The following is a 12,144-nucleotide window of genomic DNA, read 5'->3' on the forward strand; positions in this document are numbered from 1 at the left end:
TTTTTTATGGCTGTTAATTACAACCTCTGCGCTGCTTAACTCCCTCCCGCCCCACGTTAACGTCTTTATCTCCCCGTCGCGCAATCCGCACAGCAAAATAGAGCATTTTGATTCGCAAACGGTTGGCATTTGCCTGGCCGGACGTTAACCTGAGAGCCCTCTTGCAAATGTTCACGCTAATGGACCTGACACATGTTTGAATCGATCTCTGCTGCACCCGCCGATCCTATTCTCGGGCTCGCCGATCTGTTTCGTGCTGATGACCGCCCTGAAAAAATCAATCTGGGTATCGGCGTCTATAAAGACGAAACCGGCAAGACCCCGGTGCTGACCAGTGTTAAAAAGGCTGAGCAGTATCTGCTGGAAAACGAAACCACCAAAAACTATCTCAGCATTGATGGTCTGGCGGATTTCGCGCGCTGCACGCAGGCCCTGCTGTTCGGCAATGACAGCCCACTGATTAGCGCGCGCCGTGCACGTACGGCACAGACGCCAGGTGGCACAGGCGCGCTACGCATTGCGGCAGATTTTCTGGCCACGCAGACAGCGGTAAAACGGGTCTGGATCAGCAACCCCAGCTGGCCGAATCATAAAAATGTGTTCAATGCTGCCGGTCTTGAGGTGTGTGAATATCACTATTATGACGCGGCAAACCACACGCTTGATTTTGAGGGAATGCTGGCGTCGCTGAGTCAGGTTCAGCCTGGCGACGTGGTACTTTTCCACGGCTGCTGCCATAACCCGACCGGTATCGATCCGACAGCGGAGCAGTGGCAGAAGCTGGCAGAGATCTCACAGGCGAATGGCTGGCTGCCGCTGTTCGACTTCGCTTACCAGGGCTTTGCCCGTGGTCTGGACGAAGATGCCGAAGGCCTGCGTATTTTCGCCGCGTCACATCAGGAGCTGATCGTCGCCAGCTCATACTCGAAGAATTTTGGTCTCTACAATGAGCGCGTGGGGGCCATCACGCTGGTAGCGGCCGACGCCGGCGTAGCAGAAACCGCATTCAGTCAGGTGAAATACACCATTCGTGCCAACTACTCCAATCCCCCGGCGCATGGTGCGGCCGTCGTCGCGACGATTCTGAGTAACGACGCACTGCGGACGATCTGGGAGCAGGAGTTGTCGGACATGCGTCAGCGCATTCAGCGTATGCGGCAGCTGTTTGTTAACACGCTGGCAGAGAAAGGTGCGCAGCGTGACTTCAGCTTTATCATTAAGCAAAACGGCATGTTCTCATTCAGCGGCTTAACTAAAGAGCAGGTTATTCGCCTGCGTGAAGAGTTCGCTGTGTATGCCGTTAACTCTGGCCGCGTGAATGTGGCGGGCATGACGCCGGACAACATGTCGGCGCTGTGCGAAGCGATTGTCGCGGTGCTCTGAGGCAGGCGATAAAACAAGAATGGGCCTGAGGGCCCATTTTTTATGGCAGCAAAAGGTCTGATTTACTGCAGGAAAGGATTGCTGATGCGTTCCTGTCCCAGTGTGGAGATCGGGCCGTGGCCGGGCAGAAAAGTCACATCATCGCCCAGCGGCAGCAATTTAGTGTGAATCGCATCAATCAACTGCCGATGATCGCCCTGCGGGAAGTCTGTTCGTCCCACGCCGCCATTAAAAATCACATCACCTGAAATCAGCAGCCTTCCGGGAAGGTCAAAGAACACCACATGACCAGGGGAATGGCCCGGGCAGTGCAGGACCTCCAGCGTAGTCAGCCCGACCTGCACACTCTCCCCCTCCTCCAGCCAGCGATCCGGCGTAAAAGGGGCGCACTCTTCCAGTCCGAACATCCGGCTCTGCGTGGGCAGCGCCTCCAGCCAGAAAGCATCCCGCTTTTGTGGCCCGACAACAGGGATCTGATAGTAAGCCGCCAGTTCGACCGCGGCTCCGACATGATCGAGATGCCCATGGGTCAGCAGAATCTGAGCGGGCTTGAGTCTGAGCTGTTCCAGCGTTTGTTTGATCAGATCGGCATCGCCGCCTGGATCGACCAGAGCCGCTTCACGGGTGGTGTCGCACCAGATAACGGAACAGTTCTGGGCAAAGGCTGTAACAGGAATAATGTGGTAGTTCATAACGCTCCATGACCGGCTCACGCAGCGTCGCCGGTGTCGTTACCAGTGCCTGATCGGACCGGTATCAATATGTACAAAGTTACTGCGGGGATAATATCCTACACCACCCGCACGCAGAGATAACGCCGCTTTGCGTACATTGGCTAATGAAACCCCTTCAATATGGAAATCCATCGCCTGGCCTTTGGTGTGATAGCTATGCTTCGCGACTCCCGGACCGCTCTCACGTAACATATTGTTGGTCGCCAGTGAACGGTAGCCCGAGACCAGCTGGACAGGTTTGCGCGTACCGAGCAGTGCCTGCAGGCGGAAAATCTGATCGAAGAGGTGCGGATCAATGCTTTTCACTTTATTGGCGCGGTAGTCACGGAAAAAGTGATTTAATCGTGTCAACTCATCCTTGTCGTAACTCTTACCATTAAAAAATTCAGTTTTAAGGGTTTCACCGGTGTGAAGATTGTTAAGCATCAATACACGCGGGCGAGATGTTGAAAGCGAAGCCCTTGCAGAAGCGGGCAATAATGCCAGTCCGGCGGCGGCACTACCGCAAAGCAGCAGGTTGCGACGAAAAGAATCAATAGTAGACATGTAGCGGTTTACCTGAGAGTGAAGCCATAGAAATGTGCAAAAAGCGCACAGGCCGAACCATAACTTTCTCTCAGGTAAGCGTCAACCCATCTGGGGCGTGTTTGAGAGGCGATTCCCGAAGGAATCGCCCTCAGAGGATATTTCTTACGGTGCCAGGTGCGCCGCTAACGATTTAAAATCAATCACTAGAGCAGTAACTGTTTCGCCCGGCTCAGTGCCTGACTGCCCGAACGGGCGGTGTCATCATAATTGTAAATATCTGTGCGGAACTGCGGCTTGCCATCATCAGCAACCCAGGCCGTAAGGTAATAGAGATTGACCGGGATGCGATGGCGAATCGGCACATAACGGGTATCCCCCTCTTTCAGGGTGCTGGAAATACGGGAGTCGTTCCAGCCTGCATCCTGCAGTAACAACCCGGCCAGTTCAGATGCCTTATTCACACGCACGCAGCCTGAGCTGAGCGCACGAATATCACGCTGAAACAGGTTATGGTTTGGCGTGTCATGCAGATAGATGGCATCCGAACTAGGCATGTTGAATTTGTATCGGCCCAGCGCATTCGTCTGACCCGGAGCCTGAATCATCCGGTAAGGGAAGGATGCAGCGGAAACCATGCGCCAGTCGATCATACTGGGATCGATCACTTCAGCGTCAGCACTCCAGCCCGACAGCAGGGTATAACCGTGCTTGTAGAGATAGGTGGGGTCCTGTTTTACTTTAGGGATGATATCTTTACGCACCAGCGTCGTCGGCACATTCCACGGCGGATTGAGCACCACATTATTGAGCGCGCTGCGCATCAGTGGTGTTTTACGATCGGGACGCCCGACAATGACCCGGGAAGAGAGGATCTTGTTGCCGTTGTTGTAATAGATCAGCGAGTAGTTGGCGATGTTGACCATAATGCCGTTGTGCATATCATCCGGCAGCAGGCGCAGCCGCTGAATATTCAGCGCCAGTAACGAAGCGCGCATCTGGGGTGAGACGTTCAGCCACTGCCGCGTTCTGGCACCGATAGCGCCATCACCATCCAGTCCCTGCCACTGCTGAAAACGTTTAACCGCCGCCACCAGCGTCTCGTCATAGACATTGGCAGTGTTGCCTTCCAGCGTCTGGATCTGAACGTTACCGGGTGACTGCGGCGATGGCGCAGGCAGATCGTTGACAGGGGTGGCGGAAGGACTCACTGCCACCAGCTGATCGCTATGGGTTACCGGCGAAGGAGCGACTGGCACGGCATCATCATCCGGAGCCGGTGCGTTGCTCTGTGCGGTCAGCATGCCGCTGCGCTGCAGAATTTCACGCAGTGCGGGCACATCGTCACTGACCTGCCCCGGACGCAGCGTTTCGCTGTTCTTCAGCTGCGGCCAGGGTTGTTTATCACTGAGCAGCGCTTTCAGCGCAGCGTGCATCGGCTGATACTGAGGATGCTGCGGCTGCAGGGAAGCAACAAACGTACTGCTCGCGCCCGCATTGACCGCATTCTGCCACTGATTTACCACGGCCACCGACGGCTGTGTCAGCCTGTAGGGAACATTACTGTAGAGCCAGGTTTCCCCCTGCGTCGGCACGTTAGAGACAAACTGAAGGTAGCCCAGCATGGCGTCGGAGAGGGTCACGTCACGGGCAAAACCAGTGATAGCCGGGTTAGTCAGACGGTCAACCCAGCGCGTGAACTGCGGCTGAACGCCAGAGAGCGCCACCTCAGCCAGCTGCTGCTGAAACTTCTGAACCGCCTGCTGATCCTGCCAGAGCGGCTGCATGTGGCGGGACGCATACAGCGTCGCCAGCGGTGCAAGATAAAATGGCTGATCGGCGCTGGAAAACGCCTGGCGGATACGTTGCTGACTGTCGGAAACCGAAACTGACGCGTGCGCGGTGCCGGGCATCGCGGCGATAACAGCGGCCTGTGGTAGCGTAAATGGAACAACCGTTAGCGCCAGCGCTAACAATGATATAACACGATGATGATTAACCTTTTTTGCCAGCAACATCCCTGCCCCCTTATCTTCTTAACTGCGCAGCGTTCCCTGTATCCGCTGCGATCGGGCTGTGACTCATTATGTTGAGTATACAAACAAAAACGGCATTTGCCTCATGCGACAAATGCCGTTTCCAGATTAACCAATGGTTCGGTTTTTGACTACGTCTCAGCCTGAGATTTTTCAGTGGTCAGATCGGGCAGAGCGGCCTCCCCGCTCCCGGCACGAGTGGGCACGGGATCGGCCGCAAATCCACGCAGGCCGACAACATGCACGTGCTCGGTGTTGTTAAACACCTTACGCACCAGTTTGTAGGTCGTGCCTTTCTCCGGGCTGATGTTCTCCGGCGCAGCAATCACCAGCTGCATCTCCAGACGTTCACATAGCTCAAACAGCGTGGCGATAGAGCGGGCATCCAGACGGGCCGCCTCATCCAGGAACAGCAGGCGGCAAGGTGAGATATCCTTGCCACGCAGACGGCGTGACTCCTCTTCCCAGCTCTGCACGACCATCACCAGAATCGACATCCCGGTGCCGATCGCTTCACCGGTTGAGAGTGCGCCACTTTCTGCACGCAGCCAGCCATCCGAACCGCGGTTAACTTCCACCTCCATCTCCAGATAGTTGCGGTAGTCCAGCAGCTCCTCACCGATAGTCTGCGGCGTCCGCTGACCCATATCGATATGCGGGTTCAGACGCTGATAGAGCTTAGCCAGCGCCTCTGAGAAGGTCAGACGGTTACTGTTGAAGAGGTCCTGATGCTGTTCATGCTCTTCCGACAGCGTATCCAGCAGCATGGCATGGGTTTCGCGAACGTTAACGTTGAGACGTACGCTGCGCACCTGACCAAAGCTGACGGTCTGCAGGCCCTGATTCAGCTGACGGATACGGTTCTGTTCACGCTGGATGGTTTTACGGATAATGTTCGCCGCACTGCGAGAACTGATGGCCAGCATCTGCTCACGCGCGGTCAGCTCTTCCGTCAGGCGATTCAGCTCAATCTCCATCTGCTCAATCGCTTCCACCGGATCGTCAGTCCGGATAATGTCCTGACGAATACGCTCACGCAGATGCTGATAAACGGCGATAAAGAACTGAATTTTACGTTCCGGACGTTTCGGATCTTCCGACAGCCGCAGCACGTCGCGCAGATGCTCATTGTCCGCCACCGCCAGACGCAGCGCACCCAGCGCCTTATCCGACATCGAACGCAGTTCATCGCCACTCATGTAGGCGAGTTCACGACGATGCAGACGGCGCTCCACGCCATTCTCTTTGACCAGACGCAGCACCGTGCACCAGCCCGCTTTCGCGCTGACCACCTGTTCACGCACCTGATGATACTGGCGTTCCAGCTGGCGCAGTCGCTTCTGCAGATTATCCATCTCCGCTTCGCAGAAGGTCAGCTGTTTCTCCAGCTGATTCCGGCGTGCGCGGTTGTGGCTCAGTGCGGTATAAAGCTCATCGCGACGCGCCCGCGCCCGCGCTTCTGCGCTGCTGTCCGCATGGACGCCAATCGTCTGCATCTCCTGCTGCAGCTCTTTCAGCATGTCGCGCTTGGCATCCCAGGCGCTTTTCAGCGAGGCCAGCAGCTGAGCATATTGGGTCAGCTGTGCCTGATGTTCACGCAGACGTTCACGGCAACGGCTGCGCTCGCCTTCAGCCTGCTCCAGGCGCTGACGCAGCTTGTCGCTGAGGTCATTGTTGCCACTGAGCATGCTGGCTGAATCGTCATAACTGAAGTGAGCACGACGCTGCACCACCTCGGTCAGGGCAAATGCCTGCTGACGGGCGTTGCGCTGCTGCTGCTGCGCCTGCTGATAGTCCGCCTGCAGCTGTTCGTGCTGTTCCGGGTCGCTCTGCAGAACCGCGATGATCGGTTCCAGTTTCGCCAGCTTAGCGCCATGCTGATGCAGGAAGCGCGCCGCATCCTGAGCGGCATCTACCTGCTCACGAATCTCTTCGCAGCGATCGGCCAGGGTGTCATCCAGCAGCAGATTAACGCGCGGCAGCAGGCGGTTTAACTGCGATACGCCCTCTTTCGCCAGCTCATACTGCTGACGCTGCTGCTGATTGTTACTTTCATGCTGATTCAGCGCCCGCTCCAGCTCCCCGCGGCGCGCGCCCAGCTGACGAATCTGCGCTTCCGGGTCGGCATCAAAGGCGACGGCCAGATGACTGCCGATAAAGCGACTGAAGGACTGATGCAGACGCTGCGTTTTCTGCACATCGAACGACAGGGTCGCGTAGCGTTCCGCCAGCTTGTCGCGCTCCAGATGCAGCAGCTCGAGCTGATTTTCACGCGCCGCGCGGCCAAACAGCGGTATTTTCGGGAAGCGGGAGTAGCGCCACTGACGCTCAGCCACTTTTACCACGACCGCATTCTGCAGCTCATCAACACTGAAGACGCTGTCGTCGAATGACTGCGGATCGCCCTCGATCAGATAGAGATCTTCCGGGCACTCTTCCAGTCCGTCCAGCAACTCGCGCACCCGTGAAAGATCAGGTACAACAATCGCATGACGTGACGGGCCATAGAGCGCCGAGAAGTACGGCGCATCGTCCAGGGTCACATCATCGTAAATCTCTGACAGCAGCACGCCGCCAAAACGTTCTGCCAGCTGGGTCAGACGCGCATCCTCAGCACCGCCCGGCTGACTCAGCCGTTCAATCTGCTGCTCGATGTCGCGTTTACGTGCTGCCACTTCGTCGCGCTCGACGGTAGTTTCACGCTCCTGTTCCAGCAGCTGCTGCATGTACTCGGTGACATCCTGGCTGCTGTTCAGCGCCTGGCCGGTCTGTTCGCTGAGCTGCGTCAGGATCTCCTGGGCGGCGAGCCAGTGCGGCGCGCGCGCCGTCAGGCCTGTAATACGTTCACGCAGCTGTTCGAGCTCCTGGCGCATCTTCATGCGCTGCTCACCCGCGTCCGCCACGCTGCTGTTCAGCTGTTCGATCTGCGCTTCCAGCTCCTGCTGCAGGCCAGCCAGCGCATCCGCGTCGTAGTGCTGCCCCTGACGCTTGCAGAACTCGGCCAGCAGACGCTCAGCCTCATGCTGCTCGCGCAGCCGCTGTTCCAGTTCATTGAGACGCAGACGCAGCGAGGAGAGCTGTTCGGCGTGATGGCGCTGATTGCTGGCATCCCGCAGCAGTTCGCGGCCGGTTTGCCAGGCATCCTGCCGACTCACCTCACCGGCGATGCTGGTCACCAGCGCCAGCGCCTGTTCAAACTGACTGTGCGCCGCTTCCGCCACGCTCAGCATCTGCTCCAGACGCAGCAGATGCTCTGTCGCCTCCTCCTCTTTAGCCTGGAAGCTCTCCTGCCATTCGGCTGCATTGTCGATGCTCAGGTCGGGCAACTGACAAAGGGTACGGGCGCGCTCCAGCGCCTGCAGTGCCTGCTGATACTGAATGGCGCGGGTTTGCTGCACGTCGAGCGCCTGCTGGAAATCAGCCAGCTGACTTTTCAGCTCATCCACTTCCAGCTCAGCCGCTTCAGCCCGCGCTTCGTTCTCTTCCTGAATCTCACGCGCTTCGGCCACCACTTCGGTCTGCTCTTCCAGCCGCAGCGTCAGGTCTTCGATATCGGCATCGTAGCGTTCAATCTTCTCCTGCTGACGCATCGCCGTCTGCACAAGGTTAAGGTGATCGCTGGCGGACTGATAATCGACTTCGAGATCGTTTTCGGCGCCGCTGTGCTCAGCCAGTTCGCGCGCCATTTCAACATGACGATACTGCTCGGTGGCGAGTTGCTTGCGGCTGCTGAACAGTTCATTGCGCAGCTGTAGCGCGCTGTCGAGATGAACCCGACGCTCGTTAGCATGGCGCATGTAGTCAGCCGAAACGTAACTGGTCGCCTCAGAGATCAGGTGTTTAAACAGATCGCGATCGGACTGAGTTACGCGGATTGCCTCCAGCGTCATGCGGTTCTCGCGCAGTGCGGCTTCCATATCTTGGAAGGCTTTGCGCACGCCGCTGTTTTCAGGCAGCAGGTAATCGCGCAGCGATCGGGTAATCGCACTGGAGATACCGCCGTAGAGCGAGGCTTCGATCAGGCGATAAAACTTGCTGCGATCGCTGGCGGAGCGCAGACGACGCGGCACCACGCCCAGATCAAACATCATGGCGTGATAGTCAGTGACCGAGTTATAGGCGCGGAACTGTACCCCTTCCTGCGCCTCAACCCGCTCTTTCACCTCATTCAGCGGCAACACGCGCGCCTGACGGCTGTTCAGCACTTCAGTCAGCATGTCGGTCGGATTGGTGTCGGCAGGCAGACCGTGGATACTGAACGGCTTGATGTCCACCTTTTTATCCCGACCGGCGACCTGCTGCAGGCGAACACCCACCACCACACGCTGGTGGCGTGAGTTCACCACATCCAGCATGGAGTAGCAGACGCCGGCGCGCAGTTTGCCGTGCAGGCCTTTATCGCGCGACCCGGAGGTCGCACCCGCTTCGGTGGTATTACGGAAGTGCAGTAGCGTCAGATCGGGGATCAGCGCGGTGACAAAAGCCGCCATCGTGGTGGACTTACCGGCCCCGTTACCGCCTGACAGCGTGGTAACCAATTCATCAAGATCAAAGGTGCGGGCAAAAAAGCCGTTCCAGTTGATCAGCGTAAGCGAACGAAACTTTCCGCGCTCAATCATGCCTGTTCTTCCTCTGCGTTCTCACTCGCGTCGCTCTCCTGCCCGTCACCTTCATCGGTGTCAACCGGTGCAGTGGCGTTTTCCAGTAGCATCGCTTCACCGTCACGAATCAGACGAAGCTGCGCTTCACGGGCATCATCTCCGCCGCGCACGTCGGCGCCAAAGCGGAACACCGATTCCGTGATGCGGAATTTGCTGCTGTCGTTGCCGAAAAACCACACCATGCCGAGACGGCGCAGACGGCTCAGTGAGGCGCGCACTTTCTCCTGCAGCTTGGTGCGGTCCAGATCCGACCCGGTTGAACGCTGATTCACCAGCTTCAGCAGCCGGTTCTCGTCCGCCAGCGAGAGCAGTTCATCGTAGAGCTCCTGCTGGGTGAAAATCCCTTCATTGGCCAGCCGTTCCGGGCTGAGATAGAGATAGCAGAGAATTTTCCCGACCATCATATCCAGCTCAGAGAGTACCGAGCGCGGGATCAGCGTGGTTGAACGCGGACGCAGATAGAAGAAGCCTTCCGGCGCACGGATTAACTCCACATGATAGCGGCTGTAAAACTCTTCGAGAAACGACTGGTAGTCCATCAGAAAAGCGTGGTTATCCAGCTCTTCAATACCGATGTGGCGTCCCGCGCGTAACTGGCTGTCCAGCGCGGGGAAAATCGGGTTGGCCAGTGCCTGTGCCAGCTTAACCGGCATCACTTGTTCAATATTTGTCGATGACATGTGCCTGCACCTTGGCTCCGTAATCATTGATGGCTTGCCATTCCACAGGCAAACCGGCTAAATCGGCTTCCGCTACGCCAAGACGCACCGCCTGGTCCACCACAATGCGCGCCAGATCGAAATGACGGGCGCGGGGATACTGGGCCAGGTAGTCGCGCATTACTGACGCGAGGTTGAGCGGTTTTTGTTGCAACTTGTAGACCTGCAGCGCTTCTTCAATCATGGCTGCCAGCTGTTCGCGGATTTCGTTGATCTCTTCGTACTCCATCTCCGGCGGCAGTTCGCCCATGACTTCGTCGTTACGCAGCGTCAGAGCCTCATCGCGCATGTCATAGAGACGGTCGGCGTTGGCATAGGTCAGCGCCCACGGCGCGTCGAAGTAATTCTGAACCGATACCCGCAGACGCTGCGCAAAGACGCGGTTTTTATCCATGTCGATGGCAGTACGAATAAATTTATGGACGTGGCGGTCGTAGCCGATCCAGAGGTCAATCGCCTGCTGGCCCCAGCTGGTGATGCGGTCAAGTTTGCTCTGCAGATCAAACACCAGCTTGTCGACAAACCCGAGATCCGGGCTGTTCAGCGTGGCATCCTGAATGCGTAACAGGTTTTCCTGCAGCTTATCACCCGCGGCTTCGAGCGTATCCTGCAGTTCGCGCAGGGTTCCCGAGGTCTCTGAAAGCAGCATTTCGCAGCTGGAGATAGCCGCGCGCCAGTCTTTGTTCAGCAGCTCGGCGATATCGTTTTTGACCGCCTGCTGCTGCTCATCCATCAGACGCTGGGTCATATCGATGCTGTCGAATATCTCTGCCACCGAATATTTCAGCGGCGCGAAAACATTACGGTGCCAGTGAAACTCATCGCCATTTTCCTGGGCGGCATCGGCGGCCCGCTTCAGCTCACTGGCCACAATGGAGAGCTGCATCGACAGGCGCAGGGTCGAAAACTCCCGCTGACGGATGTAGTAGTCGGTGATACCGATCGCCAGCGGCGTCAGGCGATAGATGGCGTTGCCTTCGGTGAGCTCGCTGGTAAAGCGGTTGAGCAGGCGCTGTCGCACCATGTCATTGATGGCGTTATTGGCGCGAACCAGCACAGTTTCATGGGTTTGTTCAAACGCTTTACTGACGTGACGAAAAGCATCGATCAGATCGCCTTCGCTCATTTCGCCGTCCATCCGCTCCCCGTTGAGGGTGGCGATAGCCAGCAAAAAGGCCAGCCGTTCCACTGGCAGCGCAAGGGAAAAGTCATTTTTGCGCGCCCAGGATACCAGTTCAGGTACCGTCTGGGAAAATTCACTCATAATTCGTCCTTCTGCCCGGGTTTACGCGCGGTCACGTGGATGTAACGCCCTAAGCTTAAAAAGGGTTCCTGACGGCAGTAACGCCGCTCCATCTCAATAATTTCGTCGTCGCTTTTGGGCTCGCCCTTTGGCGGTTTCATGTAGTCGCTGAAAACCCGGATACCGGCACGCCGCTCAATCACAAAGCCACAGGCCTCCAGCCAGCGATAAACCTGATCGGGATCGCGGGGATAGTCAGGCGATAGCGTGTGCTTTTTGCGTTTGGTCAGGTTGGTGCGCAGATAGCCAAAGTTGCCCAGCGTTAAGGTGCGCAGTGTCAGGCCGTGCAGATTGTAAAACATCAGTGACATGACCCCACCCGGACGCAGCACATCATACAACGCTTTCAGCACCGCCTCCGGTTCGGCGACCCACTCAAGCACAGCGTGGAACAATACCAGATCCACCGGCTTATCCAAATGTTCACCCACCTGCTGGGCGCTAATTTGTCTGAATTGCATGTTGTGGCTCACACCCTGCGCCGTGGCATTTTCTTCCGCCCGGCGCAGCATCTCACCGGAGAGATCGCACAGCAGCACCTGATGGCCCTGCGCCGCCAGACCGCTGGAGACCTGGCCAATTCCGCCACCCGCATCCAGCACGGAGAGCGGGTGTGGCGACAGGCCTGGCAGGATCATCGCCAGCTCATCATGGAGAATGGCCTGGCGTATCCGGCCTTTGGTGGTGCCGTAAATATTTTGCGAAAATTTATCCGCGAGATCGTCAAAGTTACGATCCTGCATGGCATGCGCTCCGGTATGCTGCGGTAAGACTTGTGCTATT

8 protein-coding genes are annotated in these 12,144 nt (G+C 57.2%); 1 reads left to right on the plus strand and 7 read right to left on the minus strand.

All coding sequences use genetic code 11. The features are described 5' to 3' along the window. Window positions 1–192 precede the first annotated feature (192 nt). Entirely contained in the window at window positions 193–1,383 is a 1,191-nt protein-coding gene (locus FJW00_RS13265; protein WP_009091082.1) for an amino acid aminotransferase, read from the plus strand. Window positions 1,384–1,445: 62 nt separating this feature from the next. Here FJW00_RS13265 and FJW00_RS13270 read toward each other — a convergent pair whose 3' ends face one another. The 7 genes from FJW00_RS13270 to cmoM all read right to left on the minus strand — a co-directional run bounded on the left by FJW00_RS13270 (window position 1,446) and on the right by cmoM (window position 12,104). Then, on the minus strand, window positions 1,446–2,075 hold the full coding sequence (locus FJW00_RS13270) for an MBL fold metallo-hydrolase (RefSeq protein ID WP_140924414.1): 630 nt from the start codon (window positions 2,073–2,075) through the stop codon (window positions 1,446–1,448). Window positions 2,076–2,114: 39 nt separating this feature from the next. Then, the gene (mepK, locus tag FJW00_RS13275; RefSeq protein WP_009091085.1) at window positions 2,115–2,663 is read right to left on the minus strand and encodes a peptidoglycan L,D-endopeptidase MepK; all 549 of its coding nucleotides are present in this window, start codon (window positions 2,661–2,663) and stop codon (window positions 2,115–2,117) included. Between the two features lie 185 nt (window positions 2,664–2,848). Continuing rightward, window positions 2,849–4,660, minus strand: a complete 1,812-nt coding sequence (gene ldtD / locus FJW00_RS13280; RefSeq protein ID WP_140924416.1) for a L,D-transpeptidase — start codon at window positions 4,658–4,660, stop codon at window positions 2,849–2,851. A gap of 149 nt (window positions 4,661–4,809) precedes the next feature. Next, window positions 4,810–9,297, minus strand: coding sequence for a chromosome partition protein MukB (mukB, locus tag FJW00_RS13285; RefSeq protein ID WP_140924418.1), 4,488 nt, complete (start codon window positions 9,295–9,297; stop codon window positions 4,810–4,812). Then, entirely contained in the window at window positions 9,294–10,019 is a 726-nt protein-coding gene (mukE, locus tag FJW00_RS13290) for a chromosome partition protein MukE (RefSeq protein ID WP_009091092.1), read from the minus strand. Before mukE ends, mukB begins: the two co-directional genes overlap by 4 nt. Beyond that, window positions 10,000–11,322, minus strand: coding sequence for a chromosome partition protein MukF (gene mukF / locus FJW00_RS13295; RefSeq protein WP_009091093.1), 1,323 nt, complete (start codon window positions 11,320–11,322; stop codon window positions 10,000–10,002). The genes mukE and mukF overlap by 20 nt, the downstream gene beginning before the upstream one ends. Continuing rightward, window positions 11,319–12,104 (minus strand): tRNA uridine 5-oxyacetic acid(34) methyltransferase CmoM, encoded by a 786-nt coding sequence (gene cmoM, locus FJW00_RS13300; RefSeq protein WP_140924420.1) that lies wholly within the window; start codon window positions 12,102–12,104, stop codon window positions 11,319–11,321. Before cmoM ends, mukF begins: the two co-directional genes overlap by 4 nt. Window positions 12,105–12,144: the final 40 nt, after the last annotated feature.

The organism is Pantoea anthophila, from assembly GCF_006494375.1.
GTDB lineage: Bacteria > Pseudomonadota > Gammaproteobacteria > Enterobacterales > Enterobacteriaceae > Pantoea > Pantoea anthophila.